Below are 22281 nucleotides of genomic sequence, written 5' to 3'. Positions count from 1 at the left end.
TGAGGTTTTATTCTACCCACCAGCTATCAAGACCTAAGGCGAATTTTGGATTACGCTCTGGGCGTTTAAGCTTATCCCAATAAGCCACCCGCCACGCATTTAAATGCCATTGTGGTACCACGTAATACGACCACAATAATACGCGATCTAAAGCGCGCGTAGCATCAACCAATGCTTGTCTATCATCAGCACCAATCACCGCTTCAATAAGTTTGTCTACTACCGGGCTATTTACCCCAATTATGTTACGAGAACCTACATGCTCTGCGGCTTTACTTCCCCAAAAATCGCGTTGTTCGTTACCCGGTGAAGATGATTGGCCAAAGCTGCCTACCACCATATCAAAATCAAACTTTTGCACTCGGTTAACGTATTGCGATACATCCACTACCCGTACTTCAGTACTAATACCGATTTTCTGCAAATTACGGGTATACGGCAGCACTATGCGCTCAAAGGTTTTTTGGTAAATTAAAAACTCAATGTGCATTTGCTTGCCGTTAGCATCAACTAATTGGCCTTTACTCAGGGTCCACCCTGCGCCTTTCAGCAGAGCCAAAGCCTCACGCATTTGCGGGCGAATATTACCGTCGCCGCGGGTTTTCTCTAGGCTAAATTCTTTAGTGAATACTTCTTCAGACAATTGGTCTTTAAAAGGTTCTAATAAGGCTAACTCACCACCTTGTGGTAAACCGGTAGCGGCTAACTCTGAAGCGGCAAAATAACTGTCGGTGCGTTTATAAGCACCATAAAAAAGCTGTTCGTTGGTCCACTCAAAATCAAACAACAAACCAATGGCTTTGCGTACTTCTGGTTGGTTGAATAAGGGGCGGCGAGTATTAAAAACAAAGCCCTGCATACCCTGCGGATTTTCGTTTAATAACGTGTCGGTGTGGATTTTCCCGCTATCAAACATTGGCCCTGTATAAGCTGTTGCCCAATCTTTAGCACTTGTTTCTATGCGGTAATCAATACGCCCTGCTTTAAATGCTTCAAGGGCAACTGAAGAGTCTCGGTAATACTCATAGTTGATGGTTGCGATATTATTACGGCCACGGTTAATGGGTAAGTCTTTAGCCCAGTAGTCTTTTACCAAGGCGTAACTCACTGAACGGCCAGTATCAAATTTGGCTATTTGATAGGGACCAGAACCCAGTGGCAAGGTAAGATCGGCTTTAGAAAAATCATGCTGTTGCCAGAAGTGTTTAGGCAAGATGGGTAATTGCCCCAAAATAAGCGGCAACTCACGGTTAGTACCGTCAACAAAATTGAAGCGCACGCTTTGTTTCGATTCGGCGACCACTTCCTTCACACTGCCATAATAAGCACGATAAAACGGCGCGCCTTTTTCTAGCAGTAAGTTGAAGGTAAATACCACATCGTCTGCTGTCACGGGCTCACCATCATGAAAGCGAGCTTCAGAGCGCAAGTTAAAGCGCACCCAAGAACGGTCTTCTGGCATATCAATGCTTTCAGCTAGCAAGCCATATTGGGCAAAGGCTTCATCATTATTAGCGGTGAGCAAGGTATCGTATATTTGGCCTACGCCAGCGGCGGGATTCCCTTTAACAATAAACGGGTTAAAGGTATCAAATGTACCTTGCGCTTCATGAGTCATGCTGCCTTGTTTGGGCGCATTCACATTTACATAGGGAAGCTGCGTGAAATCAGCAGGTAAGGCAGGCTCGCCGTGCATCACTAAAGCGTGAGAACGACTAAATTCCTCGGCATGAGCAAAACTAAAAACCAATATACAAAAAGCCGATAACAGCCGTTTCATGATGGGCGCTTCCTTATTGAGTGAGTTGAAACATCAACTTAACTAATATCTACACCTAGTTATACCCGACTCGAAAGCAAAAGATAAAGGGCTATTGGGAATAATTCCGCTGAAAACGTTGAATATATCGCTCCATCGCGTCTGCAGGGATTGCTTTGCTGGATAAATAGCCTTGGTAAAAGGTACATCCTTGTTGTTTAAGGAATTCCAATTGCTGGCGAGTTTCCACTCCTTCGGCGGTAACAGTAAAGCCTAAATGATTAGCCATGGCTAACACCGCATCAACAATGGCCATGTCTCGACTATCTCGTGGAATATCTCTAATGAAGGAGCGGTCAATCTTGAGCTCATCCACTGGCAAGCGTTTCAAATAACTTAAAGAGGAATACCCAGCACCAAAATCATCAATTGAAAAACGCAAACCAATATCTTTTAGCTGCTCCATTTTGCGAATGGTATCTTCAGCATGCCCCAGCACCACCGATTCGGTAATTTCCAAATTGAGCATCGCGCTATCCAATTGATAACGAGACATAAGCTCTTCAATTTTATCGACAAAATCAGGGTGGTGAAATTGTTTAGCACTCACATTTACTGATAACTCAGGTAGCAACAGGCCCATCTTCTGCCACTTAGCCATGTGTTTACAGCTTTGCTCCAATACCCACATTCCAATATCGATAATCAGGTCAGATTCTTCCGCCATAGGAATAAACTCGGTGGGCGAAACAATGCTTTTTCCCTCTGGCTGCCAACGAACTAAGGCCTCTGCACCCACTAATTCACCAGTGGACACCATATGTTGCGGCTGGAAATAAAGCAGCAGTTCTTGATTAGCCAAGGCGTTGCGTAAGGCATTGTTCATTTGCAAACGTTTATCGGCTTGGCGCTGCATGCCATCATCAAAGAACATTACAGTGCGTCGCCCGGCCGATTTAGCTTGATACATGGCTGTGTCAGCTTGCTTTAACAAATCTTCAGCGGTTTGGCCTTTACCTGGAAATAACGTAATTCCCACGCTGGCGCCTATGTGCAGCGATTGACCATCAAATGGATAAGGAGCAGAAATAGTTTGAATTAGTCGTTTTCCCACAATATTGGCTTGCTGCTCAGCATGAGGCGGGCTCTCGCCCAAGTCGGCCAGTAGCAAAACAAATTCATCTCCGCCTAAACGCGCTAAAACATCCCCTTCTCGAATCAAATCTTGTAAACGATTAGCCACTTGTTGCAATACCCAATCCCCTGCGGCGTGCCCCAACGAATCATTAATATTCTTAAAATGGTCAAGGTCGATAAATAGCAAAGCACCAATAGCATGCTGCTTTTTGGCACGACTAAAACATATCGATAACTCTTCATGCAGCTTACGCCGATTAGGTAAACCAGTGAGCTCATCATAAAAAGCTAAGTGCTGAATTTTTTGCTCTGATTCAATACTGGCAGAGATATCTTGAATACACACAACATAGTGGGTGACTGCCGAGCCTTTGTTATGCACCGCAGTTATGGTTTCCAATTGAGTATATTGCTGACCATTTTTGCGGGTTCGCTGCACTTCGCCTTTGCGCCGAACCGTGCCGTTAACTTCTTCAATAAAAACCGGATTAGGGCTGGCAAATATTGCGCTTAACTCACAACCTACTACTTCACTTGATGGGTAACCGGTAATTTGAGCGAAAGCCTTATTTACTTTTACAATACGATAATTGGCGTCAGTAATAATAAGGCCTTCATTACTTTCAAAAGCCACAGCCGACAGGCTCAATGCCTCATTCTGTTGATATTGCAAAAATTCCGCGTTTAAACGGGCGATAAATGGTTGGCACAAATGGCTTAGCCGTTCAGCGTCGAAGTCTTCATCAATAAAGCTAAACGCCATATAACCAACAACCCTATCTTGCTCAACAATTTGCTGCGCCCAAAAGCCATCTATGTTGACCGTAAGTTCGGGTTGAACACTGGCATAATCGGGATAACATGCAGAAAAATCACTAATGGTCAGCCTTGAATGTTGTCTAATTGCCGCCAACAACTTGGGAGTAGCAGGGCTCAGTTTGTTTTGAACAAACTGACCACTGCGCCAATAAGTAATACAGGGTAATTGAGGAGCACGAGAGTCAAAGCGGGCTATATAAGCTTCATAAGCATTACAGCGTTTGGCTAACTGGGAAAGTAGCTCATTAAAGAAACCCTCGCTAGGTTGAGCCGCTAAGGCCAGCGCGAGTTGGGAGAGGGAAGCAGTAAACTCAGAAGATGAAAAAGAGGAGTTCAGTACAGCTTTAATGGGCTTTTTACTGTCCATAGTGGTTAAAGATAAAGCTAGTTGTCCTTGGGTTTAAGAGAAATTCTAACTACCGACTAACATCAACCGCTTGTTATCTATTCCAATGTGCCGAATTAGCCATCAAGATTCAAGCGATTTTGAGGAATTTATAATACTTTTTGCTAGGCAGTCACATTGCTTTATCCGCTAAAGCTAACCCTTAAGAAATAGTGATCTAGATCTGGTTTTTTATTTCTTAAAATCGTATTCTGGAAGTGAAATAATTACTAGATAGTCTTTGGGAGGCTTATGATTATTGATATTACCAGTAAAACCATTTCTATTACCCCAACCATTCGCGAGCACATTGCCGCGCGCTTTGAAAAATTGGAAAAAAACCAAATCCCGCTCATTTCACCAAAAGTGACCATTACCACTGACAACAAAAAGGTAAAAATAGAAGCGAAGATTAACCTGCCAAACGGACAACTGTTTGCCAGTGATGCGCACCAAGATCTGAGTGTGGCCATTAACAACCTAGGGCAAAAGCTGGAACGCCAATTACACCGCTTCCAAGATAAGCCCAACGCTCACCGCGCTAGCCGCTCAGGGAAAGATTTCTTACGAGAGCCCGTTGAAGACGAGCTGAGTACCGAGGATGAACAAGCCGCATAAGGCTAAGTAATACAGGTAATGCCAAGTAACTAATCGCTTGGTATTACTTGACTTTACAGTGATTGCTTTTTAGTCTGACAGCATGAAATTATTAAACACCCGATTTTTGTTTGGTTTCTTTTTTACTCCACCCTTTTAGGGAGGCGGACGGAATTGGTGTAAAAAAGAAAACACACAGAATCCATAAAGCCTCCTACTAGGGGGCTTTTTTTTTAGACAGGGAATACAACATGGCTGACTTAGAGCAGATCCGAACAAAAATAACAGAGCTCGATCAATCGCTATTAAATTTACTCACCGAGCGTCGCCAACTTAGTGTAGAAGTAGCCAAAAGCAAAATAGAAAACCCAAAAGCGATCCGCGACCAAGAGCGCGAGCAACTGCTTTTAGTAAAGTTAATCAATAAAGGCCGCGAGCTGGGTTTAGACGCTCACTATGTGACTCAGCTTTATCACACAATCATTGAAGACTCGGTGCTCTCACAGCAAGCTTTTTTGCAAGGTATTACCAATCCAGACATTCACGCCCAAGCAGTTCGAGTCGCCTTTTTAGGCAATAAAGGTTCTTACAGCAACATTGCTACTCATCAGTATTTCTCTCGTTACAAAAAGCAAATTGTTGAGTTTGGCTGCAGTGGTTTTCAAGACATTGTTGATACTGTGGAATCTGGCCAAGCAGATTACGGTATGCTACCGATAGAAAACACCAGCTCAGGCAGCATCAACGAAGTGTACGATGTGATGCAGCACACCAGCTTGTCGATTGTAGGTGAACTGTCTATTGCCATCGATCACTGCATATTAGCCCACCCTGCCGCCAACCTAGAACAAATTACCACCTTATATGCACACCCACAGCCTTACGCACAATGTAATTTGTACTTACGTACTTTGGCCAGTACCCGCGTGGATTTTGTAGATAGCTCATCAAAAGCCATGGAGGTTGTTGCCAGTGGCGATGATCTCACAGTAGGTGCTATTGGCAGTAAAGTGGGTGGCGAAATGTATGGCCTACAAGCACTTAAAACCGACATTGCCAATCAACAGCAAAACTATACCCGCTTTATTGTGGTTTCTCGTAAACCGGTGGAGGTTGCTGAGCAAGTACCTGCGAGAACGACTTTTATTATGTCAACCGCGCAACATGCAGGCTCTTTGGTTGAAGCACTATTAGTACTTCGCGAACACGAGATAAACATGAGCAAGTTAGAGTCTCGCCCGGTTCAAGGTAATCCCTGGGAAGAGATGTTTTATGTGGATGTATCTGCCAACGTTAAGTCTGCACAAATGCAATCGGCCTTAGCCGAGCTCACTCGCCTAACCCGTTATATAAAAGTGCTTGGCTGCTACCCCAGTGAGAATGTTGACCCTACCCTAATTCCACTAGAAGCACTGGCTAACAAACGTGACCAAAACAAAGTGGCACCAAGCTTGATTAGCACTATCCAATCTGATGGCGCGCTATCAAGTCGCTCACATAAATCAACCAGCACCATAGTTCGAGTTGGCGATGTGAAAATTGGTGACGGCGGATTTGTGACCTTTGCTGGCCCAAGTGCGGTGGAATCAGAACAGCAGATTATTAACTGTGCAGGCGCAACCAAAGAAAGCGGCGCTGCGGTTTTAGCTGCCGGCTGCTTTAAACCACGTAGTTCACCGTATAGCTTCCAAGGTTTAGGCGAAGAAGGGTTAAATTACTTAAATGCTGCAGGTAAAAAATACAAGCTGCCTACCATGACCGAAGTAAGCGCTGTTGACCAAGTGGTCACTCTAGCTGCCAAAGCCGATATATTGCACGTGCGCTCTCGTCATATGAAAAACTTCAACCTGCTAAAAGAGCTCGGTAAATCTACTCGCCCTATACTGCTAGAACGCAACAATATGGCCTCTATTGATGAATGGTTACATGCCGCCGACTACATTCTGGCTCAAGGTAATCAACAAGTTATTTTGTGTGAAGCTGGCGTAAGAACCCTCGAAAGCAAAAACAAAGTCACTTTAGATTTAGGCGCCATTAGCTTGCTACGCGAACGCACCCATTTACCGATTGTAGTAAACCCTGGCGAAGCGGTAGAAGATTTAAGCTCGGTAGCTCCAATGGCCAAAGCCGCCAAGCTATTAGGCGCTGACGGCATTGTGTTATGCGCTCATCCATCACCGAGTGATGCCAGTGTAGATGCTGATAAGTCACTAGACTTTAGCCAACTACAACAATTAATGGCTGAACTTTACTAGGCCAGATAAAAACTAAAAAAAGCCCAACTAGATGTTGGGCTTTTTATTGGGAATAACCTTTACTTTAAGGCTTTTGTTAACACAAACATTGCCGTTGAAACGGGGTAATTATCTAGCGTCATTTGGCATTGGTAACCTTGTTTTTCGTAAAAGGGCTTAGCCTGAAAACTAAAGGTATCCACATGAGCATGGCCGCAACCTAAACCAACAGCATGTTGTTCTAGTTGCGAGATTAACTGAGTGGCTAAGTGTTGGCCTCGATGAGACTCCTTTACCCAGAGCAGCTTAATCAATAACCACTCGCCAAATATTTCTGCGGTTATTCCAGCGATTTTCTGCTCATGCTCATCGTAGCTAAAAAGAGCAAGAGATTCCTCTTTAACTCCCTTGAGGAAGGGCTGATTAAAGCTAATTAACTCAGTTCTAATCTCTTCTATCTCTTCTTTGCTAGCATGAGTTTTCAGTTCAAACCTCATTAGCCCGTCCCCTGCTTCCAGTAGTATCTAATACGGTAGTGTTATTACACAAAAAAGCCCAGCATCTAGCTGGGCTTTTATCATCTTATTGATAGCAACTTAGAATCGGCCGCGACCCCCGCCGCCCATGCCGCCCATTCCACCTGGAGGCATCATGCCTTTCATTTGGCTCATCATTTTACGCATTCCGCCTTTACCCGACATCTTCTTCATCATTTTTTGCATTTGGGTAAATTGTTTCAGCAGTTTGTTTACGTCTTGGATCTGAGTACCAGAACCTGCCGCGATACGGCGTTTACGTGAGCCTTTAATGATTTCAGGGCGCTTACGCTCACCCGGTGTCATTGAGTTAATAATGGCTTCCATTTGATTGGTGAGCTTATCATTCATTTGATCTTTAACATTGTCTGGCACTTGGCCCATGCCTGGCAATTTATCCATCATGCCCATCATGCCGCCCATGCTTTTCATTTGCACCAGCTGCTCGCGGAAGTCTTCTAAATCAAAGCCTTTGCCTTTTTGTACTTTCTTGGCCAATTTTTGCGCTTGATCTTTATCAACCTTACGCTCGACTTCTTCGATTAAAGACAGTACATCACCCATGCCTAAAATGCGTGACGCGATACGATCTGGGTGGAAAGGTTCTAAGGCGTCGGTTTTCTCACCCACACCCATAAATTTAATTGGCTTGCCAGTAATATGGCGAATCGACAATGCTGCACCGCCGCGCGCATCACCATCTGTTTTGGTAAGAATGACACCAGTGAGTGGTAGTGCTTCGTTAAAAGCTTGAGCGGTGTTGGCAGCATCTTGACCGGTCATGGCGTCTACCACAAACAGGGTTTCTACTGGCTCAACAGCTTGGTGGAGTGCTTTAATTTCGTCCATCATGTCTTCGTCAACATGTAAACGACCGGCAGTATCTACAAGCAATACGTCGGCAAATTGAGTTCTGGCTTCAGCAATCGCGCCATTCACAATATCAACCGGGTTTTGTTGCTCAGTACTTGGGAAGAAAATAGCGTCTACTTCAGCAGCCAGTGTTTCTAACTGTTTAATCGCGGCAGGACGATAAATATCGGCACTCACCACCATCACTTTTTTCTTTTCGCGCTCTTTTAAATATTTAGCAAGTTTGGCTACCGAAGTGGTTTTACCCGCACCTTGTAAACCAGCCATCATCACAACCGCTGGCGGCTGCGCAGCTAAATCTAGGCTTTCGTTAGATTCGCCCATGGCGGCTTCAAGTTCTTGTTGAACAATCTTAACAAAGACTTGACCAGGACTAAGGCTCTTGTTGACTTCTTGACCTAAGGCGCGTTCTTTTACTCGTTTGACAAACTCACGAACAACCGGCAGGGCTACGTCGGCTTCTAGCAAGGCCATACGCACTTCACGCAGCGTATCTTTAATATTGTCTTCAGTTAATCGGCCGCGGCCACTGATATTTTTTAGCGTTTTCGAGAGTCTATCAGATAAGTTTTCAAACATGCTTTTTCCTGTTGATCATATAGCGAGCATAGTTCAGCGCGCACATTATACCTTAGCAAGGATATTCTAAAAGCTAATTCTAGCCCTGACTGTATTGGGCGCGTATACTGAACCCAAACAATCAGTTAGTTAGCGTTAAATCATGAATGTATTGGTTCTTCCTACCACTGTGTTTTATCTGTTGGCCGCGTATGTCTGCATAACCGGTTTACTGAATAAACAAAGTGGCGCAAATAAGTGGCTTTGGCTAAGTGCCGGCTGCGCCATGCTGCTGCATGGTATTTGGGAATTCCAACATTTGTTTTTGGCGCAGGGCCAAGATTTAAGCATTTTTAATGTAGCGGGTTTAGTAAGTTTACTTATCACGATGACCGTAACAGCGTTAGCCAAGCCCTTTAAGTTGTGGTTTGTTCTGCCGGTTGTGTACCTATTTGCCATTGTAACGATGCTACTCGCGGTACTTATTCCCAGTGATTACATCATTCATTTGGAGCTTAAACCACAAGTTCTAATACACATTAGTGTAGCTCTTGCAGCCTTTACAGTGCTGATGATAGCGAGTTTATATGCCTTACAAATGGCCTATTTAGACTGGACCTTAAAGCGCCACAAACCTGGGGCCATTCACCCGGCTATGCCCTCATTGATGGGCATTGAGAAACAATTATTCACGCTAATTAGAGTTGGTTTGATATTGCTGAGTATTTCTTTGCTTAGCGGTTTTGTATTTCTCACCGACTTTTTTGCTAATGGCCGCGGCCATAAAGCTATCTTTAGTTTAATCGCTTGGTTTATCTATTCAGCATTACTTTGGGGCCACCATTATCGAGGTTGGCGGGGTAAATCGGTGGTGATCTTGACGGTAATTGGTTCAATCTTGCTGAGTTTAGCCTATTTTGGCTCACGCTTTGTTAAGGAAATCATCCTTAGCTAACAATCTAGCCTTGACAGCCCTTGAAGCCAGCATATAAATTAGGGCGGTTATATAAATCAAGGATTTTCCTGCTTGGACGACATATCTACGGGTAGCTTACTGATACTGCTCGTATTCCTCATTATTTGCTCTGCATTCTTTTCTAGCTCTGAAACTGGCATGATGTCGCTTAATCGCTATCGCCTGCGTCACTTGGTGAATACCAAACACAGCGCAGCGAGCCGCGTCGACAAATTACTGCAACGTCCAGACCGCTTAATTGGCTTAATCCTTATTGGTAATAACTTGGTGAATATTCTCGCCTCGGCAATTGCCACTATTATTGGATTACGCTTGTTTGGCGATGTGGGTGTCGCCATTGCCACCTTAGCGCTCACTTTTGTTATTTTAATTTTTGCAGAAGTCACGCCTAAAACCATGGCGGCGCTTTATCCAGAGCGCATTGCGTTTCCGGCTTCGCTTTTGTTGCGCCCGCTCATGAAGTTACTATTTCCAGTAATATGGGCCACTAATGGTGTCACTAATGGCCTACTTCGCTTATTGGGAGTAAATCCTAACAGCAAAGACGACGAAGCCCTTAACCCTGAAGAATTACGCACCGTGGTGGATGAAGCCGGTACGCTGATACCTAAGCGCCACCAAGACATGCTGTTAAGTATTCTTGACCTAGAAAAAGTTACCGTGGATGACATTATGATCCCACGTAACGAAATTGCCGCCATCGACATTAACGACGATTGGGACAGTATTCTTCGGCAACTAACTCAAAGTACCCATACTCGAATTTTATTGTTCCGCGATAGCATTGATGACTCAGTAGGTTTTGTGCATTCAAGAGATTCATTACGTTTGTTGTCTCGCGAACAGTTTGATAAAACGTCCATGCTGCGTGCCGCCAAAGAGATTTACTTTATTCCCGAAGGTACACCACTGAATGTTCAACTGTTGAAGTTTCAACGACGCAAAGAGCGAATTGGGCTGATTGTTGACGAGTATGGGGATATTCAAGGCTTAGTGACGCTAGAAGATATTCTAGAAGAGATTGTGGGTGACTTTACCACTAGCATCGCACCTGCGCCGAGTGAAGAGATCCACCCGCAAATCGACGGTAGCTACCTAATCGACGGAACGGTGAACATTAGAGATTTAAACAAAGAGATGAGCTGGAAGCTACCTACCGATGGTCCCAAAACACTCAATGGCTTGATTGTAGAGCATCTGGAAGATATTCCCGAGGCCAACTTATGCTTACGCTTAGCTGGATACCCTATCGAGATTGTAGAAATAGAAAATAATACCGTGAGCTTAGCGCGAGTGATGCCAGCCTTTTACGCTAAGCCAAAAGAGAAAACCAATTAGCCCACAATAATTGGATAAAATTATCTAACAAAAAAGCCAGCGTTAAGCTGGCTTTTTTAGTCGCAATTGTTAATTACAACTTGCCTAAAATCTCATCCGACAAACCTAGCTCGTCGTTCTTATTTACGCTAATGCCGCGGTCTATGATGTTCTTAGCAATACTTTTTGCTTCGTCTAACGAGTGCATAGAGTAAGTACCACACTGATATTCATTTAGCTCTGGAATGTCATTTTGCTGTTCTACCGCTAATACGTCATGCATAGACGCTAGCCACGCTTCAGCAACCTGAGATTCATTAGGGCTACCAATTAAGCTCATGTAAAAACCAGTACGACAGCCCATTGGTGAGATATCAATAATCTCTACATTGGCAGAATTTAAATGCTCACGCATAAAGCCAGCGTATAAGTGCTCTAAAGTATGAATGCCTTTTTCTGACAGAATTTCTTCATTTGGTACACAGTAACGAAGGTCAAACACAGTAATGGTGTCTTTGCTTGGCGTTGCCATGGTTTTTGCTACGCGAACTGCAGGAGCATGCATACGTGTATGGTCTACGGTAAAACTATCTAATAAAGGCATGATTATCTCTCTTCAAATCCTAGCTAAGCCAAGATGACTTAATGGGGTGTATTCAACCAAAAAACAGTCGCCATAGCCAGCTACTATCTAGATCTTCTTTACATTTATTATACTGTGCGGCGTAACGTTTAGAACGTTGGTCTACCGTACCGGCTACTTTTACTAACCATTGTTTCTGGTGATAAGTACCGCGTTTATAGCCACCCCAACCCTCGTGGTAGTTCAAGTATTGGTTGCGCGCGTCCCACTTAGATACACCGTTTATTTTATGGGTTTTATTGGTAAACCAGCCCATAAAATCAATAGCATCATCAAAGTTAGTGCGAGAAGACCAAGAGTTGCCTGTTTCCCGCACATAATCATCCCAAGTCATGGTTTTGGCTTGGCTATAACCGTAAGCGGTACTTGCTCGACCAACCGGAATAAAACCAAACCAGTATTGCATCGGTGGGCGAGCATTATGCTTAAAGCTAGACTCTTGATACATCATTGCCATAGGAACATGCACTGGGGTTCCCCACTTCTTGTTCATTTTCTTGGCTGATTTATACCAATCGCGCTTTTCTTCAAAAATACTGCACAAGTTTTCTGGGTCTTGCGGCGGCGCACTACTGCATCCCGCCAATACACTTAAACCTAGAATGACCACCAAAGCCTTGGCGAACTTAACTACAGGCACTTCCTTATTTATTGGCATTCTCAAAGTACTTCACTAAAAAGTCATCAAAATCGAGGTCATCACCAGCTTCTATTGCTTGTTGCTCAATAAAGCTTTGCTCAGCCATCGCGCTAAAGTCTTGATCTTGCCAGTTAATACTCGTATGACCAAGCATCTCTTCGCGATATTGTGCAGCCCATTGCAAGCCTAAGCCGCTGTTATCTTGAGCCTGAGCTTTAAGCAAACGTAAGAAACGAGATGAATAGGTATTGTCATTACTGATATCAGCAATCACCTCTTCTAGAGCATTCGAGAAATCAGGGGCTTCACGTTGAACATCTAGCAATTCAGCTGCTTTACTCATCTGCTCAAGCAGCTGCTCTATATGCTTAGGTAAGCCTTGAGTTTGCCCGGCAATGGTCATCTCTAGTGCCGGATTACGTCCCTGAATAGCCACTGTATTAAAGTTATCTCGGCTTTGCTGCAACTCGTTTTGGTCCATCTCTGGTGAGTCCATCAATACACACGCTAACAATAAACTATCAATCACTCTAACTTGTGACTCTGTTACGCCTACACCACTAAACGGGTTAACATCTAAAGCTCGAATTTCGATGTATTCAATGCCGTCTTCTGCCAAGGCTTGAGAAGGTGTTTGCCCAGGTTTAGCCACCCGCTTAGCGCGAATAGGTGCGTATAACTCATTTTCGATTTGCAAAATATTAGCGTTAAGCTGGCGGTATTCACCCTCAACTTTCACACCAATATTGGCAAACTCATCGGAGTGAGTGCTTACTGCTTTACGGACACTTTTAACGTATTCACTAACGCTGTTGTAGTTGATGTCTAATTGATGCTGAGCCGAGCTGGTATAGCCTAAATCACTTAAACGTAATGACGTAGCATAAGGCAAGTACAAGGTACCTTTACCCATGGTTTCAAATGCCAGTTCACTGTCGCCTGCATTCATAAACGAGCCACATAAAGCCGGTGAAGCACCATATAGGTAGGCAACCATCCACCCGTAACGATAAAAGTTACGAATTAAGCCCATGTAACGCTGAGAGATAAATTCAGCAATATCTTGCTGGTCACCCTCCACTTTTTGCAGATTCTGCCAAAAGCTCATCGGCAATGAGAAATTATAATGCACACCCGAGATCACTTGCATGGCACTGCCATAACGATGGCGCAATCCTTGGCGATAGGCGTGTTTCATTTTGCCAATATTAGACTGACCATAGTCAGCTAATACAATGTCTTCTTCATCACCAATATAACAAGGCATGCTCAACGGCCATAAACGCTGGCCGTCTAGCTGCTTCATCGTTTCGTGATGAATATCGGTAAGCCGCGACAACACCTGTTCTACGCTATCTGATACTGGCGTAATAAACTCCAGCAATGTCTCGGCGTAATCGGTAGTAATCAGAGGATGCGTTAAAGCAGCGCCTAGTGCTTTAGGGTGGCCATTTGGCGCCAACTTCCCTTGTTCACAAATACGTAATGCTTCACGTTCAATACCACGTTGTATGCCTAGCACACCGGTATCAGCCATTGCTGCGCTCAGTTGCGTCAGCCGAGTTGTAAACTGTTGAGTCAAGTTGAACTCACTATTTGTTGTAACGCGTAATGTGGCAAAGCATAGCGAGTTCACTCACCTTTTGCCACCGTCCGCGTAGGTCCTTTACAATGCAAGTTCTTGAACTGGCATACCTATTTTCTTTAATTCGGGTAACAGCTGTTCTTTGTCACCCACCACAACCACTATCATTTGCTCTGGTGAAAAGTACTTTGCAGCTAACTGCTGTAATTCACTTTGGCTAATAGTGGCGGTAATTTGGTTTTGCGTAGCCACAAACTCTGGAGTTAGATCGAAGGCCAGCATTTGCATCAAAAACGAGGCTTTTTGCGAAGGCGTGGCATAGGCCAACGCTTCTTGTTGCGATACGGCGCTGCGCATATAAGCCAGCTCTTGCTCACTAGGACCATGCTTTGAATAGGCGTCTAACTCTGTCAGCAGCTCTTTTATCGCTGGCGCCGTTGCGTCTTGGCGCACATCAGTAGAAATCACAAAGCTACCACCGTCTTTAAAGCCGCCAAAGCCACTGCTCACCCCGTAGGTGTAACCCTTGTCTTCACGTAGATTCATGTTGATACGACTATTGAAATTGCCGCCAAAGTTAAAGTTCATCAAATTGGCTTTAAAGTATTCGCCGGTCGCGTCGTAGGGCATCGCTGAACGGCCAATTCTTATGACAGACTGCACCGCACCGGGTTTATCAAGTAGATAAATGGTGTTGTTGCTGGCCGATTTCTTCGCTACTAAATGCGCGGCTTGGCTAGCTTTACCCTGCCACTGTTGCTGTAGAGGCGTAAGTGCTGTTTCAAGTTGTTGCTGGCTTAAGTTACTCACCGCAACCAATTGGCTTCCGTCAGGTTGGTAATGTTGTTGCCAAAACTGTTTCACATCTTCAAGGCTTAGCGAAGCAATACTCTCGCGACTGCCATAACTTGAGGTGGCTAAACGGCTACCTTCGCCAAAGAACAAGCCTTGGCTAGCGATGCTGGCTAACCAACTGGGCTGATTAAATTTTTGCTCAATGCTTTGCAGGTGGCGCGCTTTTTCTCGTTCAAACTCTTGGGGGTCAAAAGCAGGAGTTAATAAACGTTGTTCTAACACATTTAAGGCTTGAGGCAATGTTTCGGTCAATGATGTTAAATTGATATTCTGACTGTACAAGCCGCCACTAAAACTTACCGATGCACCTAACTCAACCAGTTCATCGGCTAAATCTGCGGCTAAGGTTTGTTGAGTACTTTGCATCAGCATTTGCGCAGTAAGTTTAGCTAAACCTTCTTTACCCGCAGGCTCCGATACACTGCCACCGGCTAAGCGAAACTGCAGAGTTACGGTAGGTGTAGCTTGTTCTGAGGTGCCTAGTACTTGCAAACCGTTACTCAATTTAGCTTGCCATAAGTCTGGTAGTTTTACAGCAACCGCTGGCCCAGAGGCTGGCTCAACACTTCTATCGAAGTTATCGGTGACCTCACGCAGCGCGAGTTGATTATCATCTAAATGCTGGTGTTTAGGCAGTTGGCGCGGCTCTGGTTGGTAGTTATCAGGCCCGGCGATCAGTTGTGTTTGCCCTTTAGGCACTACGCTCATCACCACCCGAGGTTTGTTTATAATGTATTGCTGATAAGCTTGCTGAACCTGCTTGTCATCAACATTTTTAAACTGTTCTAACACTTGGCTAATATACAAAGGCTGACCAAAGAAAATTTCACCAAAGGCGAGCTGAGTGACAACATCAGAAACACTTTCTAAGCTGTAAATGGTTGAAGCTTTTAATGAAGAACGTACTCGCTGCAAATCTTCGGCATTTACGCCCCGTTCAGCAAAATCATTAATTGCTTGGTCTACGTCTTGTTGTAGCTGCGCCAATGTTAAACCGGCTTGCGGATTGGCACGTACGTAAATTGATAAAGTACAGGCCATTTCACGGCAATAATGAGAACTACCCGCCGATAGCGCTTTACCACTTTCGACCAAAGACTGATGCAACAATGAGTTTTTGCCGCCACCTAGGATCTCAGAGAACATATCTAGCGCAACTTCGTCATCTGCACCTGCGTAAACCGTTGGGTAGCTAATGTATAACAACGGAATATGCACTCGGTCTTCCAAAGAGATATAGCGAGTTTTGCTAAGTTGAGCGGGAAGAGGTGTTATCTCTGGTACTTCGGGCCCGCTTGGAATACTGCCAAAGTACTGAGCAACCCAAGCTAATGTTTGCTGTTCATCAATGTCACCACCAATGCTAATGACCGCGTTATTTGGCCCATACCAGCGAAGGAAAAAAGCTTTTAGGTCGTTAACATCTACCCGATTTAGGTCTTCAATGTAGCCAATTGGCTGCCAGGAATAAGGGTGTTCACGAGGGTACAAGGCTTCATCAACACGTTCCGACAACAAACCATAAGGAGCGTTATCTACTCGCTGGGCCCGTTCGTTTTTAACGGTATCTCGTTGGATCTCGAATTTCTTTTGGCTAACCGCCTCAAGTAAAAAGCCCATTCTATCGGCTTCTAACCACAGTACTTTTTCTAACTGATTAGCCGGAACAGTTTGGTAGTAATTAGTACGATCTTTGGTAGTGGAACCATTCATGGTACCACCCGCCTCGTTGATGATACGAAAATGCTCTTGATCACCAACATGCTTTGAACCTTGAAACATCATGTGTTCAAAGAAATGTGCAAAACCAGATTTACCTGGTTCTTCGCGATTTGAGCCTACGTGATAGGTCACATCAACATGTGCCAGAGGTGCGTTATCATCTTGATACAGCAATACCGTTAAGCCGTTTTCCAAACGGTACTTTTTATAAGCGATTTTAATATCACTATTATTGGCCTGCGAAGCCTCTATTAATTGGATTCCCTTAGGCAGGGTATCGCCGGGCTTGGGATCTATCTGAGTACAAGCTGCTAACCACAAGATGCTAAATACACTTAACCATCTAAGCACTATAATTGTCCTCTCTCTTATAAATTAGCTACAGAACTACCCAGCCATATTAGCAAGGCGTAGCGAATGGTTTTACCAATCAGCATTGCAATAGTACTTTGCCATACCGAAAGCTTGGCGGCTCCCGCAACAAAACACAACGCATCTCCAATAACCGGTGCCCAACTCATTAACAAGCTCCAAGCACCGTATTTTGTTAACCAAGGTTTAGCTTTGGCCTGCTCACTTAAGTTAGGTAACCAAGTAAAATGTCGATTACCGTAATTAAAGGCGCCCCAGCCCATGGCAAAGGTGACTAATCCGCCAATGGTATTGCCAATACTGGCAACCACTAATAGGCTAATCCACTGCTCTGGCACCTGGCTCACTAAACCAAGCAATAACACCTCTGAGCTACCCGGTAGCAAAGTGGCGGAGACAAAGGCGCTAAAAAATAATAAGGCTAACAATAGAACGACTTAATCAACAAAATAGTTCGCCGGCCATAAATTTCTTACATCTACAACATCCATACCCGCGGCATTAGCGGCAGCGACGCCTGCATCGGCATCTTCAAATACCAAGCAACCTTGCGGCTGAACGTTCATTAACTCTGCGCATTTTAAAAAAGTATCTGGTGCTGGTTTATGCTCGGCAACGAGATCAGCCCCCACAATCGCTTCAAACTGCTTAGCAATACCCAGCTTAGCCAATATCAACTCAGCTTGCTGCTGACTAGCACCAGTGCCCACTGCCATTGGTTTTTTACCACGGTAGTACTCAAATACTTCAATCAATGGTGTCGCCAATACTTCACTGTTTACCAATTGGTGATAACGCTGTTCTTTTGCTTCAGCTACTGCAGCAACATCAATATTGCTTATATGGGCATCGGCAAGCAGCTTTTCAACCGATAAGCCCGTAGGCATACCGCTCATGGCCAGCATTTGTTCGGAGGTATAAGGGATATTGAACAGTTGTAAAGCAAACTCCCAAGCCTGTTGGTGTTGCTTCATTGAGTCGATGAGGGTTCCGTCCATATCAAAGATAAAGGCTTCATAATCTTGGTATTGTTGGATATTCATTGAGCACTCGTAAACTACTCGGACTGAACAGCAGCCGATTCATGCTGCATCATACCAATAAGCTTTAACAAAGGTGGACTAAATTCTAAGCAAGCAAACAGCAAAGGCCTCAGATACTGAATATCAAGCAAAGAGATAAACTAAAATGATTGTATGTGAAGCCAAACGAAGTTGTAGCGTAAAGCGCTTCTATTCAGCGTTAATGCAGGTAAACTAAAAGCTGTTCAAACACTTAAGCGAATGAATAGGTAAGCCTATGGTGCGTTTTTTCTTAATACCTTTGTTGTTGACGATATTGTGGACGCTATTTCTTTTTCATTTTGGCTTGAGCTTTAAACAAGGCCGAAAAGGCTACTATTGGATTATTGGTTTGAGTACTGCGCTGATCGGTTTCTTCTCGTTGATGATATGGATAACCCATTAATTAACCAATAAAAAAGCTTGCCGAGGCAAGCTTTTTTATTTCAGCTAATAGCGTGTTTAGCCACCAACAAGCGACAACAATACACCCGCCGCTACAGCACTACCGAGTACACCAGCAACGTTTGGCCCCATAGCATGCATAAGCAAGAAGTTATGAGGGTTAGACTCTAAACCAACCTTGTTAACCACACGGGCAGCCATAGGAACCGCTGATACTCCAGCCGCGCCGATAAGTGGGTTAATCTTACCACCGCTCAAGCGGCTCATGAGTTTAGCCATTAATACCCCAGAGGCAGTACCAATACCAAACGCCACGGCACCTAAGCCAAGAATACCCAAGGTTTCTACGGTTAAGAATTTGTCAGCAGACAGTTTAGAACCTACAGCTAAACCTAAGAAGATAGTCACAATGTTGATAAGTTCGTTTTGAGCAGTTTTGCTCAAACGATCCACCACGCCACTTTCTCGCATCAAGTTACCTAAACAGAACATACCCACAAGTGGTGTTGCTGCTGGTAAGAACAAGATAGTTAAGCCAAGCACTGCAATTGGGAATATGATCTTCTCACGCATGCTCACCGGGCGAAGCTGCTCCATTTGAATTTCGCGTTCTTCTTTTGTAGTTAGCGCTTTCATGATCGGTGGTTGAATAATCGGCACCAATGCCATGTAAGAGTATGCAGCTACCGCAATAGCGCCGAGCAGGTCTGGTGCTAGTTTAGATGCCAAGAAAATCGCTGTAGGGCCATCGGCACCACCAATAATGGCAATGGCCGATGCATCAGCAAGGCTAAAATCGAAGCCCGGAATGGCGTTTAGTAAAATAGCGCCAAACAAGGTAGCGAAAATACCAAACTGCGCCGCAGCACCCAATAACAACATTCTTGGGTTGGCGATAAGCGCACCAAAATCTGTCAGCGCGCCAACTCCCATAAAGATCAATAATGGGAATACCCCAGTTTCAATCCCGACATGGTAGATGTAGTAAAGCAAACCACCTTCATCATTGAATCCCGCGTTTGGAATATTTGCTAATACTGCGCCAAAACCAATTGGCAATAGCAGCAATGGTTCAAACTTACGCACGATAGCTAAATACAATAACAGTAAACCTACCGCCATCATGACTAGCTGACCAAACTCAAAGTTAGCTAGGCCTGTTTCAGACCATAGCTTAATTAATCCTTCCACTTTATGGCTCCCTTACGCGATGCTTAGCAGGACTTCGCCCACTGCAACCGCATCACCTTCTTTAACTAGAACCTCGTCAACAACCCCGGTTTTAGCGGAACGGATCTCAGTTTCCATTTTCATTGCTTCCATAATCAGCAATACGTCACCTTCTTGAACATTGGCTCCTGGCTTAGCCAGAACCTTGAAGATGTTACCCGCAAGTGGAGCTGGTAGCGCCTCACCATTGCCACTAGCGCTGCTCGCTACTGGCGCGGAGGCTGGTGCACTTTGAGCAACGGCTTTAACACCATCAATTGAGCCTTCAGGACCAACATCAACGCTGTACACTTGACCATCAACCCGCACTGAGTAAGTTTCTACTGCACCGGCTTTAGCAGGAGCGGCAACCTTTACGTCGTCAGCGCTTGGTACAGGTTCAAAGGCATCAGCATTGCCGCGATTCTCTAAGAACTTCAAACCAATTTGTGGGAATAAGGCATAAGTAAGCGCATCATCGATTACCGCATCAGCCAATTTAAAGCCTTTGTCTTTTGCGTGTTGAACAACCTCTGTTTCAAGACGCTCCATTTCTGCTTGCAGTAAATCAGCAGGGCGACAAGTAATTGCTTCGGCACCGTCTAATACGCGCGCTTGTAGCTCAGCGTTAATTTCGCCCGGCGCTTTACCATATTGACCACTAAGAATACCGGCTGTTTCTTTAGTAATCGTTTTGTAACGTTCACCAGTTAAAACGTTAAGTACGGCTTGGCTACCAACAATTTGTGAGGTTGGTGTAACCAGCGGAATGTAGCCCAAATCTTTACGTACTTTAGGGATCTCTAACAATACTTCGTCAAGCTTGTCGGCCGCGCCTTGCTCTTTTAACTGGCCTTCCATGTTGGTTAACATGCCGCCTGGTACTTGAGCGATAAGGATGCGTGAATCAACACCTTTTAAGCTACCTTCAAACTTCGCGTACTTCTTCCGCACTTCACGGAAATAAGCGGCAATAGACTCTAGCTTAGTAAGGTCTAAGCCAGTATCGCGCTCAGTGCCCTCTAGCATCGCTACAATGGTTTCTGTTGGACTGTGGCCGTAAGTACAGCTCATTGACGAGATAGCCGTATCAATAATGTCTACGCCCGCTTCAATGGCTTTAATATGCGTAGGTAAGCTCAAGCCGGTTGTTGCATGACAGTGCAGTGCAATTTCTACATCGGTTTCAGCTTTAAGACGTTTAATTAGCGTTTCGGCTTCGTAAGGCTTTAACAGGCCTGACATATCTTTAATTGCAACAGAGTGACAGCCAATATCTTCTAAACGCTTGGCTAAATCTACCCAGTTATCTAAGGTATGAATTGGGCTAGTCGTGTACGAAATCGTACCTTGGGCGTGTGCGCCACAATCTAACGCCGCTTTAACTGCTGTTTGAAAGTTACGGGGGTCGTTCATCGCATCGAAGATACGGAATACGTCCATGCCGTTTTTAACAGCACGTTCTACGAAACGTTCTACTACATCATCGGCATAATGACGGTAACCTAATAGGTTTTGTCCACGTAACAACATTTGTTGTTTAGTGTTAGGCATCGCCTTTTTAAGTTCGCGTAGGCGCTCCCAAGGATCTTCACCAAGGTAACGAATACAAGCATCAAAGGTAGCGCCGCCCCAAGTTTCTAAAGACCAATAACCAATTTGGTCAAGTTGCTCAGCAATAGGCAACATATCTTCGATACGAAGACGAGTTGCTAGCAATGATTGATGCGCGTCGCGCAATACAACATCGGTTAATGCAAGTGGTTTAGACATTGCGTTAAATCCTCTTTAGTTATTGGGCCTTCCGGTACAGTTGAACAGCAGCAGTAATTGCAGCGACAACAGTGGCATTATTGGCGGGTTGGGGAGACGTTGGCAAAGCTTGGCTAGGTTCGGGAATGTCAGCTAAAGGTGGTGCAAGTTTAGCTAAACCCATTACAGCCACAATTAATAGCGACAAAAACGAGAATACGGCGATCATCCCGACCCCCATTAACGTTGCTGCTTCTAAGAGCACCTCAGTCATATCCATCATATTATATAATCCACATCCTTTGAGATTGGCGTAAGAATTACATGTCAAACGACAAAAATCAAACTTGAATTTTGAATAATTATTCAAAACCTTGGTATTGTTAACTTTATTTTATCAATGACAAAATCCGCAATAATCCAAGACTTTAGCTCTTATACAGGGTAAACGCCCAAAGCTTAACAAATGATTAACATACCATTCACAGCAGCTTGACAGCGTATTACTGTTAGTAATTTAGCAGCTTAACTACTCCAAAAGTAGTAATCGCGATCACAAGAGTTGGAAATTTGAGGTGCATAAGTGGTGAATAGTGATCTAGGGGTATTAAGAGAATGGATAATAAAACAAAAAAGATGGCGCGCGTGGAAGGATTCGAACCTCCGACCGCCTGGTTCGTAGCCAGGTACTCTATCCAGCTGAGCTACACGCGCGTTGGGTATGAAACAAGCCTAGATGAGAATAAGCAAAGCTTCAAATTTAAAAGAAATGGCGCGCGTGGAAGGATTCGAACCTCCGACCGCCTGGTTCGTAGCCAGGTACTCTATCCAGCTGAGCTACACGCG

General features: G+C 44.5%; 17 protein-coding genes, 1 tRNA gene and 1 other annotated feature. Of the genes, 4 read left to right on the top strand and 14 right to left on the bottom strand.

Annotated features, from left to right (window positions below; genetic code table 11):
* Positions 1-7: 7 nt before the first annotated feature.
* Both Q4592_RS19665 and Q4592_RS19660 read right to left on the bottom strand, forming a co-directional pair.
* The gene (locus tag Q4592_RS19665) at positions 8-1780 is read right to left on the bottom strand and encodes an extracellular solute-binding protein (protein ID WP_303516369.1); all 1773 of its coding nucleotides are present in this window, start codon (positions 1778-1780) and stop codon (positions 8-10) included.
* Between the two features lie 91 nt (positions 1781-1871).
* Positions 1872-4082 (bottom strand): bifunctional diguanylate cyclase/phosphodiesterase, encoded by a 2211-nt coding sequence (locus Q4592_RS19660; RefSeq protein ID WP_303516368.1) that lies wholly within the window; start codon positions 4080-4082, stop codon positions 1872-1874.
* Positions 4083-4352: 270 nt separating this feature from the next.
* Here Q4592_RS19660 and raiA point away from each other — a divergent pair, with 270 nt between their 5' ends.
* Positions 4353-4718, top strand: a complete 366-nt coding sequence (raiA, locus tag Q4592_RS19655; protein ID WP_137671583.1) for a ribosome-associated translation inhibitor RaiA — start codon at positions 4353-4355, stop codon at positions 4716-4718.
* A gap of 86 nt (positions 4719-4804) precedes the next feature.
* Positions 4805-4932: a sequence feature (Phe leader region), on the top strand.
* A 16-nt stretch (positions 4933-4948) separates the two neighbouring features.
* Positions 4949-6952: a 3-deoxy-7-phosphoheptulonate synthase gene (gene aroF / locus Q4592_RS19650; RefSeq protein WP_303516367.1), complete on the top strand. Its 2004-nt coding sequence runs from the start codon at positions 4949-4951 to the stop codon at positions 6950-6952.
* A 59-nt stretch (positions 6953-7011) separates the two neighbouring features.
* On the opposite strand, the gene Q4592_RS19645 is transcribed toward aroF, so the two are convergent.
* Positions 7012-7428, bottom strand: a complete 417-nt coding sequence (locus tag Q4592_RS19645; RefSeq protein WP_303516365.1) for a GNAT family N-acetyltransferase — start codon at positions 7426-7428, stop codon at positions 7012-7014.
* Positions 7429-7527: 99 nt separating this feature from the next.
* A complete protein-coding gene (gene ffh, locus Q4592_RS19640; protein ID WP_303516364.1) occupies positions 7528-8919 on the bottom strand; it encodes a signal recognition particle protein in 1392 nt (463 codons plus the stop codon).
* A 142-nt stretch (positions 8920-9061) separates the two neighbouring features.
* Here ffh and Q4592_RS19635 point away from each other — a divergent pair, with 142 nt between their 5' ends.
* Together Q4592_RS19635 and Q4592_RS19630 are read left to right on the top strand one after the other, a co-directional pair.
* Positions 9062-9853: an inner membrane protein YpjD gene (locus Q4592_RS19635; RefSeq protein WP_303516362.1), complete on the top strand. Its 792-nt coding sequence runs from the start codon at positions 9062-9064 to the stop codon at positions 9851-9853.
* 72 nt (positions 9854-9925) lie between these two features.
* Entirely contained in the window at positions 9926-11212 is a 1287-nt protein-coding gene (locus Q4592_RS19630) for an HlyC/CorC family transporter (RefSeq protein ID WP_303516360.1), read from the top strand.
* Between the two features lie 73 nt (positions 11213-11285).
* On the opposite strand, the gene luxS is transcribed toward Q4592_RS19630, so the two are convergent.
* The 10 genes from luxS to Q4592_RS19580 all read right to left on the bottom strand — a co-directional run bounded on the left by luxS (position 11286) and on the right by Q4592_RS19580 (position 22149).
* Positions 11286-11795 carry an S-ribosylhomocysteine lyase gene (gene luxS, locus Q4592_RS19625; protein WP_137671589.1) on the bottom strand — a complete coding sequence of 170 codons (510 nt, stop codon included), beginning with the start codon at positions 11793-11795 and terminating at the stop codon, positions 11286-11288.
* A gap of 52 nt (positions 11796-11847) precedes the next feature.
* On the bottom strand, positions 11848-12492 hold the full coding sequence (locus tag Q4592_RS19620) for a hypothetical protein (RefSeq protein ID WP_174235914.1): 645 nt from the start codon (positions 12490-12492) through the stop codon (positions 11848-11850).
* The gene (gene gshA / locus Q4592_RS19615) at positions 12479-14056 is read right to left on the bottom strand and encodes a glutamate--cysteine ligase (RefSeq protein WP_303516356.1); all 1578 of its coding nucleotides are present in this window, start codon (positions 14054-14056) and stop codon (positions 12479-12481) included. Before gshA ends, Q4592_RS19620 begins: the two co-directional genes overlap by 14 nt.
* An 84-nt stretch (positions 14057-14140) precedes the next feature.
* Positions 14141-16987 (bottom strand): pitrilysin family protein, encoded by a 2847-nt coding sequence (locus tag Q4592_RS19610; protein ID WP_303516354.1) that lies wholly within the window; start codon positions 16985-16987, stop codon positions 14141-14143.
* Positions 16988-17004: 17 nt separating this feature from the next.
* Positions 17005-17436: a YqaA family protein gene (locus tag Q4592_RS19605; RefSeq protein WP_303516353.1), complete on the bottom strand. Its 432-nt coding sequence runs from the start codon at positions 17434-17436 to the stop codon at positions 17005-17007.
* Positions 17437-17445: 9 nt separating this feature from the next.
* Positions 17446-18051 carry a beta-phosphoglucomutase family hydrolase gene (locus Q4592_RS19600; protein ID WP_303516351.1) on the bottom strand — a complete coding sequence of 202 codons (606 nt, stop codon included), beginning with the start codon at positions 18049-18051 and terminating at the stop codon, positions 17446-17448.
* A gap of 480 nt (positions 18052-18531) precedes the next feature.
* The gene (locus Q4592_RS19595; protein WP_137671594.1) at positions 18532-19665 is read right to left on the bottom strand and encodes a sodium ion-translocating decarboxylase subunit beta; all 1134 of its coding nucleotides are present in this window, start codon (positions 19663-19665) and stop codon (positions 18532-18534) included.
* Between the two features lie 12 nt (positions 19666-19677).
* Positions 19678-21456: a sodium-extruding oxaloacetate decarboxylase subunit alpha gene (gene oadA, locus Q4592_RS19590; RefSeq protein WP_303516349.1), complete on the bottom strand. Its 1779-nt coding sequence runs from the start codon at positions 21454-21456 to the stop codon at positions 19678-19680.
* Between the two features lie 19 nt (positions 21457-21475).
* The gene (locus tag Q4592_RS19585) at positions 21476-21718 is read right to left on the bottom strand and encodes an OadG family transporter subunit (RefSeq protein WP_303516347.1); all 243 of its coding nucleotides are present in this window, start codon (positions 21716-21718) and stop codon (positions 21476-21478) included.
* A gap of 354 nt (positions 21719-22072) precedes the next feature.
* Positions 22073-22149: transfer RNA gene (locus tag Q4592_RS19580), tRNA-Arg, on the bottom strand.
* Positions 22150-22281: the final 132 nt, after the last annotated feature.

The organism is Agarivorans sp. 1_MG-2023, assembly GCF_030548385.1.
Lineage (GTDB): Bacteria > Pseudomonadota > Gammaproteobacteria > Enterobacterales > Celerinatantimonadaceae > Agarivorans.
This window is presented reverse-complemented; position numbering and strand designations above follow the sequence as displayed.